The sequence below is a fragment of the Nocardia sp. NPDC057663 genome (genome assembly GCF_042799895.1).
In the GTDB taxonomy this organism is placed as follows: domain Bacteria; phylum Actinomycetota; class Actinomycetes; order Mycobacteriales; family Mycobacteriaceae; genus Nocardia.
This window is the reverse complement of the sequence record NZ_JBHVHX010000026.1, coordinates 44436-61345: the sequence shown is the minus strand read 5'-3', so window position 1 is coordinate 61345 and position 16910 is coordinate 44436. Positions and strand designations below refer to the sequence as shown.

General features: G+C 69.5%; 18 protein-coding genes. 9 read left to right on the top strand and 9 right to left on the bottom strand.

All coding sequences use genetic code 11. The features are described 5' to 3' along the window. Nucleotides 1-17: 17 nt before the first annotated feature. Nucleotides 18-1184 (bottom strand): DUF4192 domain-containing protein, encoded by a 1167-nt coding sequence (locus ACFVAV_RS32305; RefSeq protein WP_379039375.1) that lies wholly within the window; start codon nt 1182-1184, stop codon nt 18-20. Between the two features lie 148 nt (nt 1185-1332). After that, a complete protein-coding gene (locus ACFVAV_RS32300; RefSeq protein ID WP_379039374.1) occupies nt 1333-2070 on the bottom strand; it encodes a sensor domain-containing protein in 738 nt (245 codons plus the stop codon). Nucleotides 2071-2265: 195 nt separating this feature from the next. Between ACFVAV_RS32300 and ACFVAV_RS32295 the strand changes: the two genes are divergently transcribed. From ACFVAV_RS32295 to ACFVAV_RS32275, 5 genes are all read left to right on the top strand, one after another. Further along, nucleotides 2266-3210 (top strand): PAC2 family protein, encoded by a 945-nt coding sequence (locus ACFVAV_RS32295; RefSeq protein ID WP_379039373.1) that lies wholly within the window; start codon nt 2266-2268, stop codon nt 3208-3210. Between the two features lie 53 nt (nt 3211-3263). Continuing rightward, nucleotides 3264-5762, top strand: coding sequence for a DEAD/DEAH box helicase (locus ACFVAV_RS32290; RefSeq protein ID WP_379039372.1), 2499 nt, complete (start codon nt 3264-3266; stop codon nt 5760-5762). 104 nt (nt 5763-5866) lie between these two features. Continuing rightward, nucleotides 5867-6982: a type III PLP-dependent enzyme gene (locus tag ACFVAV_RS32285; protein ID WP_379039371.1), complete on the top strand. Its 1116-nt coding sequence runs from the start codon at nt 5867-5869 to the stop codon at nt 6980-6982. Between the two features lie 8 nt (nt 6983-6990). Further along, nucleotides 6991-8193, top strand: a complete 1203-nt coding sequence (gene speD, locus ACFVAV_RS32280; RefSeq protein ID WP_379039370.1) for an adenosylmethionine decarboxylase — start codon at nt 6991-6993, stop codon at nt 8191-8193. Nucleotides 8194-8359: 166 nt separating this feature from the next. After that, on the top strand, nt 8360-8920 hold the full coding sequence (locus ACFVAV_RS32275) for a hypothetical protein (protein WP_379039369.1): 561 nt from the start codon (nt 8360-8362) through the stop codon (nt 8918-8920). Nucleotides 8921-8972: 52 nt separating this feature from the next. Here the strand turns inward: ACFVAV_RS32275 and ACFVAV_RS32270 are convergent, their stop codons facing one another. The 6 genes from ACFVAV_RS32270 to ACFVAV_RS32245 all read right to left on the bottom strand — a co-directional run bounded on the left by ACFVAV_RS32270 (nt 8973) and on the right by ACFVAV_RS32245 (nt 12575). After that, nucleotides 8973-9185 carry a 4-oxalocrotonate tautomerase family protein gene (locus tag ACFVAV_RS32270; protein ID WP_379039368.1) on the bottom strand — a complete coding sequence of 71 codons (213 nt, stop codon included), beginning with the start codon at nt 9183-9185 and terminating at the stop codon, nt 8973-8975. A gap of 14 nt (nt 9186-9199) precedes the next feature. Next, nucleotides 9200-9940: an SDR family NAD(P)-dependent oxidoreductase gene (locus tag ACFVAV_RS32265; protein WP_379039367.1), complete on the bottom strand. Its 741-nt coding sequence runs from the start codon at nt 9938-9940 to the stop codon at nt 9200-9202. A gap of 103 nt (nt 9941-10043) precedes the next feature. After that, nucleotides 10044-10634, bottom strand: a complete 591-nt coding sequence (locus tag ACFVAV_RS32260) for a TetR family transcriptional regulator C-terminal domain-containing protein (RefSeq protein ID WP_379039366.1) — start codon at nt 10632-10634, stop codon at nt 10044-10046. 46 nt (nt 10635-10680) lie between these two features. Continuing rightward, complete coding sequence (locus ACFVAV_RS32255) at nt 10681-11283, bottom strand: energy-coupling factor transporter transmembrane component T family protein (protein WP_379039365.1); 603 nt, start codon at nt 11281-11283, stop codon at nt 10681-10683. Continuing rightward, complete coding sequence (locus tag ACFVAV_RS32250) at nt 11280-11960, bottom strand: energy-coupling factor ABC transporter ATP-binding protein (protein WP_379039364.1); 681 nt, start codon at nt 11958-11960, stop codon at nt 11280-11282. The genes ACFVAV_RS32255 and ACFVAV_RS32250 overlap by 4 nt, the downstream gene beginning before the upstream one ends. Before the next feature lie 21 nt (nt 11961-11981). Next, the gene (locus tag ACFVAV_RS32245; RefSeq protein ID WP_379039363.1) at nt 11982-12575 is read right to left on the bottom strand and encodes a biotin transporter BioY; all 594 of its coding nucleotides are present in this window, start codon (nt 12573-12575) and stop codon (nt 11982-11984) included. 160 nt (nt 12576-12735) lie between these two features. On the opposite strand from ACFVAV_RS32245, the gene ACFVAV_RS32240 reads away from it, so the two are divergent. Further along, entirely contained in the window at nt 12736-13806 is a 1071-nt protein-coding gene (locus ACFVAV_RS32240) for a helix-turn-helix transcriptional regulator (RefSeq protein ID WP_379039362.1), read from the top strand. 94 nt (nt 13807-13900) lie between these two features. Here the strand turns inward: ACFVAV_RS32240 and ACFVAV_RS32235 are convergent, their stop codons facing one another. Next, complete coding sequence (locus ACFVAV_RS32235; RefSeq protein ID WP_379039361.1) at nt 13901-14809, bottom strand: hydrogen peroxide-inducible genes activator; 909 nt, start codon at nt 14807-14809, stop codon at nt 13901-13903. 108 nt (nt 14810-14917) lie between these two features. On the opposite strand from ACFVAV_RS32235, the gene ACFVAV_RS32230 reads away from it, so the two are divergent. The 3 genes from ACFVAV_RS32230 (at nt 14918) to ACFVAV_RS32220 (ending at nt 16909) form a co-directional block, all read left to right on the top strand. After that, nucleotides 14918-15505: a peroxiredoxin gene (locus ACFVAV_RS32230; RefSeq protein WP_379039360.1), complete on the top strand. Its 588-nt coding sequence runs from the start codon at nt 14918-14920 to the stop codon at nt 15503-15505. A 42-nt stretch (nt 15506-15547) separates the two neighbouring features. Then, nucleotides 15548-16087: a carboxymuconolactone decarboxylase family protein gene (locus ACFVAV_RS32225; RefSeq protein WP_379039359.1), complete on the top strand. Its 540-nt coding sequence runs from the start codon at nt 15548-15550 to the stop codon at nt 16085-16087. A 120-nt stretch (nt 16088-16207) separates the two neighbouring features. Next, nucleotides 16208-16909: a PhzF family phenazine biosynthesis protein gene (locus ACFVAV_RS32220; protein WP_379039358.1), complete on the top strand. Its 702-nt coding sequence runs from the start codon at nt 16208-16210 to the stop codon at nt 16907-16909. Nucleotide 16910 lies beyond the last annotated feature (1 nt).

Below are 16910 nucleotides of genomic sequence, written 5' to 3'. Positions count from 1 at the left end.
CGGCGGAACCGGTTGCGTCACAGGTCGATCGGGCCGATATCGACCCCGAGGTCCGCGGCGATCTGCTGACCGCAGTGGGCGAGTTTGCGCAGCCGCTCCGGGCGCAGGCCACTCTGTAGCGAGGTTTCCAGCAGTACCGCCATCGGGTGGGTGGCGTCGGCTTCCACCGCGGCGGTGAGGGCGACACCGGCGAACGGCCCGTCGCCGCGCACGTAGGCGCTGAATCCCAGCAGCGCCGCGGCTTCGGCGCGGTCGGTGCCGGGTGTCGCCCGCGCGAGCTGGGCCCACAACTGCTCGGCCGCCTCGGCGTGATCACCCAGCGCCAGGCCGTACATCGCGTCGCGGATCGGCCGGTCGCGCAGCGTCGCGGCCAGTCGCGCGAGTTCACGGTCGGCCCGCGGCGCACCGGACGCGGTGTCGGCGATCTGCCACAGCACCCATTCCAGGGAACGGCGCTGAAACGCCACGCCGTTCCCTGCTCGCACCGCGGCGGACAGCTCGCCGCGGTGCCGTGCCACCGCGGGGCCGAGCCAGGTCAGGACCTGCGCGCACAGTTGCCGGTCGGGCACGACCAGAGCCGTCAGTTCGCCGCGTGAACGGCGGATCTGCCTGCCGTCGAGCACGTGCGACAGCGCGACCAGCGAGGCCGCCGGGTCACCGACGACACCTCCGGCGGCCCGGTCGAACAGGCTACGACACCGTGCGCCCGCCACGATCGCGGGCACCGACCAGGCCCCGCGTACCGCGATTCCCGCCGCGCCGAGCGCATCGAGCAGCGCCGCGTCGCGCAGCGCCCCTGTCACCCCGGATTCCGCACGGTCGTCGACGAAGATCGCCAGGATCCCGGTCGCCTGTTCGCGCACACAGATCGACCCCACGCACGCGGTGAACTGGTCGATGCGCCGCGGATCGCAGACCCCGTCCAGATCGAAGCGCACGACCGCTTCGATCGCGGCGGTGCCGCCGCGTCCCGATCCGTGCAGGACGGCGACGACAAGCGAGCGTTCGGGAACGAAGCCGAGCATCGCGGGCAGCGCGGCGATCAGCTCGCCGGGGTCCTGCACCCGCAAGGGCGGCTGTGGCAGACCGGCGGGGTAGGCGGGGGTCGATTCGGCGCAGGTGAGCGCCCGGGGGAAGGGACCGGTGCGCTTGGCGCGGCGGGTGGAGTTCGTCGACGGTGTCATGGCTCCCACCGTGCCCGCCGCCGACACCGACCCCAGACCCGCGACCTGGGCTTTCTGCTGCCCTGTTGACGGTGCCGCGGCTGTGGAGCGATCCCGGTCCCGGCCTCGCCGCCGCGACGAATCTGTCACCGCCGCGTGGTAAGCGCCCTCAGCTGCCGCGCACGCCGCGCACGGCGGTCGCGAACATCTCCTCGACAGCGGCGCCGTCGGGCTGCCCGGCGCCGAAGGTCATCGACGTCACCGTGATCCGCACGTCACCGATCTGCCCGATCGAGGTCTGCATCGTCTGTGTCAGCCCGGCCCCACCGACATCGGGAACCACGGTGCGCCGCAACGACACCGCATCCTCGGCGCCCACCGGGACGGTCTTGCCGAGCACGGTCGTGACGGTCGACTCCGCACCGGCCCGGCCGACACGGATCTGCTCGCACTCGCCGAGCCGGTCGCGCAGCCGCGCGAACTGTTCGGCGGTCCTGGACAGCTCGACGGTCAGCGTCGCGCGGCTCGCGTCGTCGGAACCGACCACGACGGCCGCCGGTTCGGCGCCCGCCTCGGGCTCGGGCGGGGTGCAGTCGGCCGGGCTGACGGTGGCGCCCGCCCCGACCCCGTCGAGATCCCCGGCGGCCGCGGCCGCCACCTGGGGTGGCAGCACCACCGCCGGATACCGGGCCGGGAACTGCTGCGGACCGGGCAGCAGATCGGCCAGCGCGCCGTCGACGTGCCGCACCGCCATCGCGCTCTGGGCGACCGGCGTCCCGCTGATGCTCTGCCCGCACCCGGCCAGCGCCGCGACCGAGACCGCCGCCGCGCAGGCGAGCACCCGGCGCCGCGTCCGGGAGCGCCCCGCGGCGCCCGTACCGGTCGGTGTCGTTTCGGCCACGTTCACACCATCCACTGTGCCCCACCGGGCCGATCCGAGACCTGGCGCCACGCCGCGCGGGAATGTCGAGGCCGCGGCGGCTGTTGTGCAGCAGGACGAGCCGTCCTCCGGCCGTGTGCGATGCGTCTGCTCGCGTGGGGGACAATGGAGAACGCCTCCCCCGCCGCGAGCGTTGGTGGACCGCGCAGGAAGGAGTACGCGATGGATGATCAGTCGCACATGTACGAGCTGGAGTTCCCGGCACCGCAGCTGTCGTCGGACGACGGCGCGGGCCCCGTGCTGGTGCACGGCCTCGAGGGTTTCACCGACGCCGGTCATGCCGTGCGCCTGGCGACCACCCATCTGCGCGAGAGTCTCGAATCCGAGCTCGTCGCCTCCTTCGACGTGGACGAGCTGCTCGACTACCGCTCGCGCCGTCCGCTGATGACGTTCAAGACCGATCATTTCTCCGAATACGCCGAGCCCGAGCTGAACCTGTGGGCCCTGCGCGACACCGCGGGCACCCCGTTCCTGCTGCTGGCAGGCTTGGAACCGGACCTGCGCTGGGAGAAGTTCACCACCGCGGTGCGGCTGCTGGCCGAACAGCTCGGGGTGCGGCGCACGATCGGCCTGTCCGCGATCCCGATGGCGATCCCGCACACCCGCCCGCTGGGCGTGACCGCGCATTCCTCGGACCGCTCGCTGATCGGCGAGCACCAGCGCTGGCCGGGTGAGCTGCAGGTGCCGGGCAGCGCGTCCTCGCTGCTCGAGTTCCGGATGGCCCAGCACGGGCACGAGTCGCTCGGGTTCTCCGTGCACGTGCCGCACTACCTGGCCCAGACCGACTACCCCGAGGCCGCGCAGACCCTGCTGGAGAACGTGGCCGACAACGCGGGCCTGGAACTGCCGCTGGCGGCGCTGGGCGAGGCCGCGGCGCGTGTGCGCGAGCAGGTCGCCGAGCACATCGCGGGCAACGAGGAGGTCGAGACGGTCGTCACGGCGCTGGAACGCCAGTACGACAGTTTCGTCACCGCCCAGGAACGCCAGTCCAGCCTGCTGGCCGGCGACGGCGAACTGCCCAGCGGTGAGGAGCTCGGCGCGGAGTTCGAGCGCTTCCTGGCCGAACAGGGCGGCTACGACGACACCTCCGGCGACGACAAGGCCTGACCCGCGCAGGTCTGACGAGGGCTGCGCCCGCTGCGCCCACTAGGGTGGTCGGAGTGGATCTGACCGACCTGCTCGAAATACCCGGGACCGACGCCGACGCGCTCTACGAGTCGTTCGCGGCGTGGGCCGCCGAGCAGGGCACCCCCCTGTATCCGGCGCAGGACGAGGCGCTGATGGAGCTGGCCTCGGGGTCCAACGTCATCCTGGCCACCCCGACCGGCTCCGGCAAGTCTCTCGTCGCGGTCGGGGCACACCTGTTCGCGATGGCCAACGGGCAGCGCAGCTACTACACCGCGCCCATCAAGGCGCTGGTGAGCGAGAAGTTCTTCGCGCTGTGCGAGGTGTTCGGCGCCGAGAACGTCGGCATGGTCACCGGCGACGCCGCGGTCAACGCCGACGCCCCGATCATCTGCGCGACCGCGGAGATCCTGGCGAATCTGGCGCTGCGCGAGGGCGCGGCCGCCGAGGTCGGCCAGGTCGTCATGGACGAGTTCCACTTCTACGCCGACCCCGATCGCGGCTGGGCCTGGCAGGTGCCGATCGTCGAACTGCCGCGTGCGCAGTTCCTGCTGATGTCGGCGACGCTGGGCGAGGTCGATTTCTTCGCGACCGATCTCGAACGCCGCACCGGCCGCTCGACCGCGGTGGTCGCGGGCACCGAACGCCCTGTCCCGCTGATGTTCTCGTACGTGCGCACCCCCATCACCGAGACCATCGAAGAGCTGGTGACCACCAACCAGGCGCCGGTGTATGTCGTGCATTTCACCCAGGCCGCCGCGCTGGAGCGCGCGCAGGCACTGACCAGCGTGAATTTCGCCACCCGCGCCGAGAAGGACGCGATCGCCGCCGCCCTCGGCGAGTTCCGCTTCGCCGCGGGCTTCGGCAAGACCCTCTCGCGTCTGATCCGGCACGGCATCGGCGTGCACCACGCGGGCATGCTGCCCAAATACCGCAGGCTGGTGGAGAAACTCGCCCAGGACGGGCTGCTCAAGGTGGTGTGCGGCACAGACACGCTCGGCGTCGGCATCAACGTGCCGATCCGCACGGTGCTGCTGACCGGGCTCACCAAGTTCGACGGTGTGCGCACCCGCAGGCTCAAGGCGCGTGAGTTCCACCAGATCGCCGGACGTGCGGGCCGAGCGGGCTACGACACCATGGGCACCGTGGTCGTGCAGGCGCCCGAGCACGAGGTGGAGAACGCGCGCCTGATCGCCAAGGCGGGCGACGACCCGAAGAAGCAGCGAAAAGTGCAGCGCCGCAAGCCGCCCGAGGGTTTCGTGTCCTGGAGCGAGGAGACCTTCGACCGTCTGGTCCCCGCCCAGCCCGAGCCGATGGTGTCGCGCTTCGCGGTGACCAACGCCATGCTGCTCAACGTGATCGCCCGGCCCGGCAACTGTTTCGCCGCCATGCGGCACCTGCTCGAGGACAACCACGAGCCGCGCGCCGCCCAGCGCAAGCACATCCTGCGCGCGATCCGGCTCTACCGCGCCCTGCGCGATGCCGGTGTGGTGCAGCAACTCCCCGAACCCGACGCCAAGGGCCGGATGGCCCGGCTCACCGTCGACCTGCAACGTGATTTCGCCCTCGACCAGCCGCTGTCGCCGTTCGCGCTGGCCGCCTTCGAGCTGCTCGAGCGCGAGAGCCCCTCCTACACGCTGGATGTCGTCTCGCTGATCGAGGCGACCCTGGAGGACCCGCGCCAGCTGCTGATGGCCCAGCAGCACAAGGCCCGCGGCGCCGCGGTCGCCGAGATGAAGGCCGACGGCATCGAATACGAGGAGCGGATGGAGCTCCTGGAAGAGGTCACCTGGCCCAAGCCACTGGCCGAGCTGATCGACCCCGCGTTCGAGACCTACCGGGCCGGGCATCCGTGGGTCTCGGAGTTCGCGCCGTCGCCGAAGTCGGTGGTACGCGACATGATCGAGCGCGCGATGACCTTCGCCGAACTGATCTCGTTCTACGAACTCGCCCGCTCGGAGGGCGTGGTGCTGCGCTACCTCGCCGACGCCTACCGGGCGCTGCGCCGCACGGTGCCCGACGCGGCCCGTACCGAGGAGCTCGACGACCTCACCGAATGGCTCGGCGAGCTGATCCGCCAGGTGGATTCGAGCCTGCTCGACGAATGGGAGCAGCTCACCAACCCCGGCGCGGAGAACGACGCCGAGCAGATCGCGTTCGGGGCGGAGTCGGTGCGCCCGATCTCGGCCAACGAACGCGCCTTCCGGGTGATGGTGCGCAACGCCATGTTCCGCCGGGTCGAGCTGGCCGCCCGGCAACGCTGGTACGACCTGGACGAACTCAGCCCCGGCCCCGACTGGGCGCAGGACTTCGCGCCCTACTTCGAGGAGTACGCCTCGATCGGCACCGGCCCCGACGCACGCGGCCCGCAGCTGTTCCAGGTGGAGCAGCGACCCGGCTTCTGGCATGTGCGCCAGGTGCTCGACGACCCCGCGGGCGACCACGGCTGGGCGCTGAGCGCCATCGTCGATCTGGAGGAGTCCGACGCCGCGGGCGAGGTGGTGTTCGACGAGGTCACGGTAGCGGCGGGCTGAACCATACCCGTTCGCTATCACGGAAAATGACGAATGTTTGACGGATTCGTTGTTGGGTAGGCGCCGCTGATAGTCTCTCCCGGCCGCCGACCGAAAGTTCAACTATGCCCGAATCCCCGTACCTTGTCATCTACCCCGATCGGGTACGTGCCAATTACCGAGCTCTCGCAGCCGCCGTGTCGGCGCGGCGCACCCAGGGCACCCGGATCAGGTACGCGGTGAAGGCGGCACCGGTCGACGAGTTGCTGACGCTGCTCGACGCCGAGGGCGCGGAGTTCGACGTCGCCAGCATCGGCGAGATCGACCAGGCCGTGCGCCTCGGCATCGACCCGGGCAAGCTCTGCTACGGCAATCCCATCAAGAAGAGCGCCCACATCGCGCGCGCCTTCGCCCTCGGCGTGCGCCGCTACGCCTTCGACACCGAAGACGACCTGCTGCGCATCGCCGAGCACGCCCCCGGTGCCGAGGTCGAGTGCCGGTTCCTGTCCTCGGCGCCGGAGTCGCGCACCCCCTTCGGCACCAAGTTCGGCTGCGCGCCGGCCGAGGCGCTGCGGCTGCTGGTACGCGCCCGCGATCTGGGCCTGGTGGTGGGCGGCCCGTACTTCCACGTCGGCTCCCAGCAGCTGGACCCCGCCGCCTGGCGGATCGGTATCCGGCAGGCCGGTGAGATCGTGACGGCGCTGGCGGACAAGGACATTCACGTCACCGCGGTCAACGTGGGCGGCGGTCTGCCGATCTCCTACGCCGACGCGGCCCCCGAACTCGACGCGATCGCCGCCGCCATGACCGGCGCGGCCGCGGAGTTCCTGCCCGAATCCACCGGCCTGGTCGTCGAACCCGGCCGAGCGCTGGTGGGCAACGCGGGCACCATTCACGCCGAGGTCGTCGGCGTGCGTTTCGCGCCGGATGGCCGGCGCTGGGTGTATCTCGACGTCGGCCGGTACAACGGTATGGCCGAGACGGAGAACGAGTACATCGCCTACCGTTTCGTCACCGATCGCGACGGCGATCCGGTGGGCGAGGCGGTGGTCGCGGGTCCGACCTGCGACGGCGACGATGTACTGTATCAACGCACGAAGGTCCTTCTGCCGACCACGTTGCGAGCCGGTGATCAGATCCAGATCCTCGACACCGGCGCCTATACCGCGAGTTATTCGTCGGTGTCCTTCAATGGTTTTCCGCCCTTGACCGTTCATGTCTCGGGCGCTGAGCGAGAGTGAGTTTGCCCATGACGGCGGAATTCACCGGCTGGCACGTGCTGGCCGAGTTCGGTGGTGTCGACACAGACCTGTGTGACGATCTCGAACGACTCGAATCGGCGTTGCGTGAGTCTCTGATTGCGGCGGGCGTCACCATCTGCGATGTCGTTCACAAAAAGTTCGATCCGCAGGGGGTGACCGTCCTCGCCCTGTTGTCGGAGTCCCACGCCTCGATTCACACTTATCCGGAGTCCGGCGACATCTTCGTCGACGTCTTCACCTGCGGCAGCATCGGTGCGGGCGCCACGAAGGCTGTGGAACTTCTGCGAGACAAGTTGTCTCCCGAGAACGTTCGGATGCAGGTCGTCCAGCGCGGCCACGGTGCCGAGAAGATCTACGAACCGGTGGGCGACGGCCTGACCCGGATCTGGGATCTGCACGAGGTGATCGTGGACACGAACACCCCGTTCCAGCACATGGTGATCGCGCGGACCGATCAGGGCATCTCCCTGTTCTCCGACGACGATCGCCAGTCCACCGAGTTCTCCCAGGTCACCTACCACGAGGCCATGATGGTCCCGGCGTTCGTGCTCGCGGAGAAGCTCGATCGGGTGCTGATCATCGGTTCCGGCGAGGGTGTCGCCTCGCAGATGTCGGTGGCGGCCGGGGCGACCCACGTCGACCACGTCGACATCGACCAGCTCGAGGTGGAGTTGTGCGCACAGCACCTGCCCTACGGCTACACCACCGCCGAGCTCACCGCCGCGGTGCAGGGTGAGGGCCCGGTGCACGTGCACTACGCCGACGGCTGGGACTTCCTGGCGAAGTCGCAGGAGGCGGGCACCCGCTACGACGTGATCGTCATCGATCTGCCGGACGAGCGCGTCGAGGACGCCCAGCACAACCGCCTCTACGAGTCGGAGTTCCTGTCCCGATGTAAGGCACTGCTGGCCCCCGGCGGCGTGCTGTCGGCCCAGGCCGGTTGCGCGACCATGTGGCGCAACGAGACCCTCAAGCGTTCGTGGGGCCGTTTCCACGAGCAGTTCGCCACCGTGGTCCCCTACGGCAGCGACGAGCACGAGTGGACCTTCCTGTTCGGCCTGAACGAGAAGATCGAGGACCCGGTGCGCGGCATGGCCGATCGCCTGGCCCTGCTCCCCTACCGCGCCGAGACCATCGACGCCCGCGCCCTCGAGCGCGGCGCGATCGAGCCGTACGCCCTGCGCGGCTGAGCTCGGTCGAGCGACAGACACCGACGGCGGTGATCCGGATTCCCGGGTCACCGCCTTCGTCGTTTCCGGCGGCCGATGACCATCGGGCTCTCGATTCCGGTGCCGCGGGGCACCGAATGTTGGCACTATGCGAGGTGCGCAGCTTCGAGGAGAATCGAGTCCACCCATGACGCCGACACCGTTGTCCGCCGACGGTTTGATGCCGGTCCGCTCTCCGTCCGGCCACCGACCCCGCCTGGACGCGCTGTCCGAGGCGGGCATCGCCGCGTTCCGCGCGTTGTTCGCCGCGGCGCCCGACGTGACAGCGGCCGACTTCGCGCGGCTCGACGGTGACGTGACGATGCGGTCGTTTCCCGGATCCGGCGAGCGGGTGCTCGCTCCGGTGATGGCGCGGCCGTCGTACTTCTGGGTGGCGAAGTCGTTTCGTCACGTGGACGGCGGCGTCGCTGTCGGCCACAATGTCTTTCGCCTGCTGGGCGGCATGCGCGCGCTGAATTTCGTGGCGACGGTGGGCGATTCCGTGATCGACGGGCGGCCCGCGGTGCTGTTCGACTACGACGACCCGCGGGTGGGATCGCGGCGACCGGCCCGCCGGATCTACGACGAACTGCGCGAGGTCGAACCGGATCTGTGGCTGGGCCCGAGCTACTTCTCCACGCGGGGGAAACGAATCCCCATGGGCTGGTTCGCACTCGACGCCTCGGTGCCGTTCGACGGACCCGCCTGAACGCCGGTGAGCCGGGCGCGGGGGGACCCGCACCCGGCTCGCCGGAAAGGTGTCAGCTTTGCGCCGCGCGTTGCGCGCGATACTCGGCGACGTTGACCCCGCCCACACCCCAATCCGTCAGCGGCACTTCGTCGATCACGACGTAGGTGCTGTCGGGCGCCTTGCCGAGGACGTCGAAGAGCACATCGGTGACGCCCTTGATCAACTGCCCCTTCTGCTCCGGGGTGACCCCTTCATCGGTGACCTTGATATTCACATACGGCATGGCTGGTTTCCTTTCTACGCCGCTCTACCTGCAATGAACCCGCCGTCGACGGGGAGGATGTGGCCGGTGACGAATTCGGCGTCGGCCAGATACAGCACGGCCGCGGTGGTGTCGGCGACCTCGCCGATCCGGCCGAGCAGTGCCGCGCTCGCGGCCGCGCGCACGTCGCCGGCACCGAACAGCGGGGTGCGGATGATGCCGGGAGCGACCGCGTTCACCCGGATCCGGGCCGGCGCGAGTTCGGCGGCCAGGCTGGTGGTGAGCGCGTGCACGCCGCCCTTGCTGATCAGCGCCGCCGACGCGGGCAAGCCGGTCATGGCGTGGTCGATGAGCACGGTGCCGATGTTCACGATGCTGCCGCCATCGCCCTGCGCGAGCAGCTGTCGCACCACGGCCTGGGTCGTGAAGTAGGTGCCCTTGAGGTTGCCGCCGAGATAGCGGTCGAGCTCGGCCTCGGTGACGTCCACGAACGGGGTCGCACCGAACACACCCGCGCTGTTGACCAGCGCGTCGACGCGGCCGAACCGGTCCAGCGCGGCCCGCACGTACGCCGATCCCGTTGCGGGCGAGCCGATATCGCCGACCACCGTGGCCACCCGGTCCGGGGCGGCCAGCTCGGCGGCGACGGCGGCGAGCTTGTCCGCGTCGCGCCCGCCGAGGACGACCGCGTCACCGCGGGCGACGAAGGCGCGGGCGATGTCGCGCCCGATTCCACTGGACGCGCCGGTCACGATGACCGTCTTGGGTGTCGACATGGACTGGTCCTTTCGGGTTGATATACGACCGGTCGTCTATGAATGGGCGACCGAAGAGGCCTGGGCCGACCAGGTCGGCGGTCAGGTCAGGATGGCGGCGCGATCACGGCCGGAAGTAGTCGTCGAGGAAGCGGCGCAAGCATTTCTCGAGCGGCTCGACCGTGCGGTCGATCTTCATCCGGATCACCGCACCCTCCCAGGATTCGAGCAGGATATCGGCGAGATCGACGGCATCGATGTCGGTGCGCACCGCGCCCTCGGCCTGCGCGGTGCGCAGCGCACCGGCCACGCCGTCACGCCAGTACGCCCACGCGGCCGACAGCGCCGTCCGCAGCAGCTCACTGCCCTCCAGTTCGCCGCCGAGATTGGCGATCAGGCAGCCGCCGGTGTAGTCGGCGGCCACGAAATCGTCGATCAGCGCGCCGAAGAACCGGCGCAGACCGGTGAGCGCGTCGGGGGCGCCGGCGAACGCCGCGGCCAGGTTGCGCTGCACGCACAGCGAGTGATGCTCGATCACCGCGTGCGCGAAGCTCTCCTTGCTGTCGAAGTAGTTGTAGAACGACCCTTTCGGCACACCGACCTTGTCGAGCACCTGCTTGATACCGGTGCCGTGGTAGCCGTTGGACAGCAGGCCGGCCGCGCCCTCCTCGATGAGGAGTGCTCGCGTGTCGTCGCTGCGCCGTGGTCGTGCCATGCACCGAACTATACGACCGGTCGTCTACTAATGGCAAGCGCGCTGGTCAGTCGTCGTCCACACCGCGGGCGGCCAGTGCCTCGCCCATCGCGTCGGCCGTGCGCAGCGCCCGCACCAGCACGGGCGTGACCAGGGCCGTCGCCGACCAGGAGACGCCGCGCGCCCGCCGCGCCTCGGCGACGTCAGCCACGATCTGCGCCAGCAGCGGCACGCACCGGATGGCCAGCGCCAGCAGCAGACTCACCCGTTCGGGATTCACCCCCACGCGGCGCAGCGGTTCGAGCGCGCGGGTCAGCGCGTCGAGCATGTCGGTGACGCGGGTGGTCACCGTCACCAGCGCCGCCAGCGCCACCGAGACGAGCAGTACGCCGCAGACGACGACCGCCCGCGCGGGCGAGGTGGTGAGCAGCTGGAACACCCCGATGATCAGCGTCATCCACAGCACCGGGCGCACCTGGGCCAGGGCCACCCGCCAGGAGATCCGCGCGAGCGCGAACAGGCAGGCCACGACGACCACGGCACCGCCGACCCCGAGCGGACCGCGCACGAACACCGTCATCGCGACGATCGCGAGCACCAGCAGCGCCAGCTTCACACCCGCGGGCAACCGATGCAGCACCGAGTCGCCGGGGTGGTACAGACCGATCATTCGACCAGGCGCCGATAGGCGCCGACCGCGTCGGCCGGGGTGCCGTCGAAGGCCACGGACCCGCTGTCCAGCACCACGACCCGATCGAATCCGTCCAGCAGCGCGAGCTGGTGGGTCACCACGATCACCTGCTGGTCGAGGGAGTTCAGCGCCTCCGACACCCGGCGGGCGTTGCGCAGGTCGAGCAGCGTGGTCGGCTCGTCGGCGACGATCACCTCGGGCTCGCGAATCAGGGCGGAGCCGATCGCGAGAAGTTGTTTCTGCCCACCCGAGAGCAGGTGCGCCGGATGGTCGGCGTGCGCGCCCAGCCCGAAGCGGTCGAGCATCCGCGCCACCCTGGCCGCGATCTCGGTCCGGCTCAGGCCGCTGCGCCGCAGCGAGAACGCGAGATCCTCGGCGACGGTCGGCATCACGATCTGGGTGTCGGGATCGGTGAACACGAAACCGACCTTGCGCCGGACCTGCGCGCCCTTGCGGGCGGCGTCGATCCCGTCGACGGTGACGGTGCCCGACGCCGGTTTGAGCAGACCGTTGAGCATCCGCGCCAGCGTCGACTTCCCCGAACCGTTGGCACCGATGAGGCCGACCCGCCGTTCGGTGATCCGCAGATCGATGTCGCGCAGCACGGTCCGATCACCGAAATGGTGGCCGACCGAGTCGAGGACGATCTCGCTCACGACAGCCGCCCCGCCGCGCGCTCAGCCACGGATCAGCCCGGGGTACGCGCGGTGCACACCCTTGGCGACGACCGTGGCGACGACGACCTTGGCCAGATCGCCTGGCACGAACGCGAAGTTGGCCGACACCGCGGCCCACACCCCGAGATCGGTACGGATCAGCAGACCGGCGGTCCCGAACAGGTAGATGACCACGAGCCCGCCGAACGCGTTGATCAGCAGGCCGAGGGCGATCGGATACTTCGGCAGGATCGCGGCGGTCAGCGCGCCGATCACCAGCGTCGCCGGGATCCAGCCGATGAGGTAGCCCGCGGTCGGCGAGGCCAGCGCCGTCAGGCCGGTGCGGCCGCCGGAGAGCAGCGGCAGACCGATCAGGGTCAGCGCGATGAAGACCGCGACCGCGGCCGTGCCCTTGCGCGCGCCGAGGATCGCGCCGGTGAGGATCACCCCGAGGGTCTGCAGCGTGATCGGCACACCGCTGAACCCGACGGTGATCGCGCCCGGCAGGCCGAGGGCGGCGATCAGCGCCGCGAACACCGCGATCTGCGCCATGTCCCTGGCGGCGAAACCGAGCGCCGGCTTCGGGGACTTCTCCACATCGGGCACAGCAGACATCCTTCACAACGGAATTGAACGACGTTCAAGGTAGCAGGTGGAGCACGATCATTTCGCTACGCCCGATGATCGACTAGGATCCCAAGGTTGGGAGCTTCTCGGAGGGCGTTCGCCGCGCAACGGCATCGCACCGACCCACCGTGGCCGAGGAAGGGCCATCATGTCGATTGCGCTACAACGTTTTTCGAACTTGATCGCCGCGATCTACAGCGCAGGCAACGACCCGGCCCGATGGGACGAGGTGGTCCGCGAGATCACGGATACCTTCGGCGCGGTCCACGGCTTTCTCGTCATCGCCGACCCGGCCCGCGAACGGTGGGCGATCAAAACCTCGGGCAACGGCAGCTCGCCGGACCTGTCTTCCTCGCTCGACCGGGTCGCCGAACACATGCAGCGCCTCCCCGCGGGTTCGGCCACCACCAGTGACGAGCTGTTCGACCGCGTGAGCGCGAACGGCCTGGCCAACAGTTTCCTGGCCCGGCTCAGCGACGATCGGCCGCCCTCGTGGATCTGCCTGACCATGCCCGACCACGGCGCGATCAACGGTCACTCGGCAGGGCTGGCTCTGCTGCGGGCGCTCGTGCCGCATCTGCGCGGGGCGCTGCGCACCCAGTCCAGGCTGGTCGAGTTGTCCCGCGAGCGGGCCTTGGCGCTCGCGACACTGGAGCAGGCGCACTACGGCATCATGATCGTCAGCGCCGACGCGGCACTGGCGTTCGCCAACTCCATGGCCGGGCGCATCATCCGGCAGACCGACGGGCTGACAGTGGATACCTTCGGCCGGCTGCGAGCCAGGTCGTCGTCCGCCCAGCCGCGACTGCGCGCGCTGATCGAACAGGCCGCGGAATCGCCGGACGGCGGTGGGAATGTGGCGGTCGCGCGCGCCTCCGGTCTGCGGCCGCTGATCGTGCGGGTCTCGCCGCTGGACGGCATCTCCGGAGCCGGGGACGGCCCCTGGCATCGGGCCGTTCTGCTGCTGATCGCCGACCCGGACCGCGATCCGGAACCGGAACCGGAAGCGCTGCACGACCTGTACGGCTTGACCGACGCGGAAACATTGGTCGCCTTGGCGGTTCTGCGCGGCGACGGGTTGCAGGCCGTCGCCGATGAGCTCTCGGTCTCGGTATTCACCGCGCGCACGCATCTGCAGCATATTTTCGCCAAGACGAAAACACACCGGCAGGCCGAATTGGTCCGGCTACTGTTGACCACCGCGATGTCGGCGCAATAACCACAGGTCTGCCCTGTTGTTCGTCCTTCCCTTGCACGCGACGGCCGGGAACTGCGCGGGCAGACCGATTCCGGTGATCGAGGTCCCACGCCACTCAGAAGGGTCGCTTCGAGCGGATCACTGCCGCAAGGTATTCGTAATCCTCGGCCCGTGCCGACGAAGCGCGGAAGGCGAGACCGATGGTGCGCCCCGGCGCCGGATCGGCGAAGCGGGCGGTATCGAGAGTGCCGCGCGCGGTTTCGGTGGCCACGGCCATCTCCGGAATGAGGGTGACGCCGAGACCGCCTGCCACGCACTGCACCACCGTCGTCAGCGAGGCGGCGCGGGTGTCGCCGACCGTGCCGGGATGCACCTCGGCGGTGCGGCACAACTCCAGGGTTTGATCGCGCAGGCAGTGGCCCTCGTCCAGCAGCAGTAGCGGCATGTCGGCCAGGACCGGCGCGGCCAGGTCGGTGCGCCCGGCCAGCTCGTGCCCGCGCGGGGTGACGAGCACGAATTCCTCCGAGTAGAGCGGGATCTCGACGAGCCCCGGCGCTCCGGTCGGCAGGGCGAGCAGGGCGACGTCGAGCACACCCGTGCGCAGGCCCTCGAGCAGCCGGGAGGTCTGGTCCTCCACCACGTGCGGAACCAGGCTGGGCAGTTTGCGGCGAAGTTCGGGCAGCAGCTCCGGCAGCACGTACGGCGCGACGGTCGGGATGATGCCCAGGCGCAGCACGCCGCCGAGGCCGTCACCGGTCGCCGAGGCCACGAACCGGTCGGCGGCTTCCAGCGTCGCCATCGCCTGCGGCAGCAGTCGCATCCCGGCCGCGGTCACCAGCACCCGCCGCGTGCTGCGCTCGATCAACTGGAGCCCCAGTCCGTTTTCCAGTGATGCCAGTGCCTGCGATAACGTGGGTTGGCTCACAGTCAAACGCGCTGCGGCGGTGCCGAAATGCCGGTACTCGGCGACGGCGACGAACGCACGCAGCTGCGACAGGGTCGGCTGATAAGTCTGATCAGTCACGCCTATCAGTGTAGAGCAAGCGATCGGCTTTACCTTTCAGTACGTTTTCGGCAAGATCCCCGACGAGCTCACACGATGAGCAACCACACCACGAATGAGGAGACGCGCATGGCTCTGCTGACCATCGGCGACCAGTTCCCGGCATACAACCTCAAGGCCGTCATCGGAGGTGACCTGTCGAAGGTCGACGCGCAGCAGCCCGACGACTACTTCACCCAGATCACCAGCGACGATCACGCGGGCAAGTGGCGCGTGGTGTTCTTCTGGCCCAAGGACTTCACCTTCGTGTGCCCCACCGAGATCGCGGCGTTCGGCAAGCTGAACGACGAGTTCGCCGATCGCGACACCCAGGTCCTCGGCGCCTCGGTCGACAACGAGTTCGTCCACTTCCAGTGGCGCGCCCAGCACGAGGATCTCAAGACCCTCCCCTTCCCGATGCTGTCGGACCTCAAGCGTGAACTGGCCGCGGCCACCGGCGTTCTGAACGCCGACGGTGTCGCCGACCGCGCCACCTTCATCGTCGACCCGAACAACGAGGTGCAGTTCGTGTCGGTGACCGCCGGTTCGGTCGGCCGCAATGTCGACGAGGTGCTGCGCGTCCTGGACGCCCTGCAGTCCGACGAGCTGTGCGCCTGCAACTGGAAGAAGGGCGATCCGACCATCAACGCGGGCGAACTGCTCTCCGCCAGCGTCTGATCCACCCTTCCCGCCGATTCACCTGTAAGGAGCCCCACTGTCATGAGCATCGAGAACCTCAAGAACTCCCTTCCCGAGTACGCCAAGGACCTCAAGCTCAACCTGTCCTCGCTGGCCCGCACCACGGTGCTCAACGAGCAGCAGCTGTGGGGCACCCTGCTGGCCTCGGCCGCCGCGACCCGCTCGGCGACCACCCTGCGCGAGATCGCCGAGGAAGCCGCCGATGTGCTGTCCGCCGAGGCCTACGAGGCCGCGCTGGGCGCCGCGTCGATCATGGGCATGAACAACGTGTTCTACCGCGGTAAGGCGTTCCTGGACGGTCGCTACGACGACCTGCGCGCAGGCCTGCGGATGAACATCATCGGCAACCCCGGTGTCGACAAGGCCGATTTCGAGCTGTGGTCGTTCGCGGTGTCCTCGATCAACGGCTGTGCCCACTGTCTGGAGGCGCACGAGAAGACGCTGCGCGAGGCCGGTGTGTCGCGCGAGGTGATCTTCGAGTCGCTGCGTGCGGCAGCCATCGTCGCCGGTGTCGGCCAGGCGGTGCAGTCCACCGAGTCGCTGGCGGCCGCTGCCGTCTGATGTGCGTCTCGCCGCGGCCCCGATCGGACTCCTCCGATCGGGGCCGCGGCCGTTTCCCAAGGACACGACCGGGCTCGCGCGGTCCGGTCGCCCCGTGACCTGGCCGGTAGGCTCGCGATCATGAACGCACACGAGGTGCCCGAAGCCCCGGATATCCAGGTCGAGGTCGTCAGAGTGTTCACCGACCCCGCCGGGCAGCTCGGCAACGCGCTCGGGATCGCCCGCGCGGGCGATGTCGTCGCGCTCGACGAGCAGGAACTGGCCGCGCGCCTTGGCTTCAGCGAGACCACCGTCGTCGAGGATCCCGTCGACGGCGTGGCGCGGGTCCGCATCTACACCCCCACCGTCGAACTGCCGTTCGCCGGCCACCCGAGCGTGGGCACCGCGTGGTGGCTGGCGGTACAGCGCACGCCGGTGCACACCCTGCAGATGCCCGCGGGTCCGGTCACCGTCGACCAGACCGACGGCATCACCTGGATCACGGCCCGCGCCGAGTGGGCACCGGATTTCACCTTCCACCAACTGGATTCGGTCGAGGAACTGGCGCTGCTGCAGCCCGGCGACATCACCGAGGGCCAGCACTACTTCTGGGTGTGGACCGACGAGCCGCGCGGCGCGCTGCGGTCACGGATGTTCGCGCCGGCGATGGGTATCGCCGAGGACGAGGCGACCGGGGCCGCCGCGGTGGCGCTCACCGGGCAGCTGCGTCGCGGGCTGGTGGTGACCCAGGGTCAGGGTTCACAGCTCTACACCGAATGGGATTCCGACGGCTGGGTGCGCCTGGGTGGCTGGGTCGCCGAGGACCACGTGGTGGTGCTCTGAC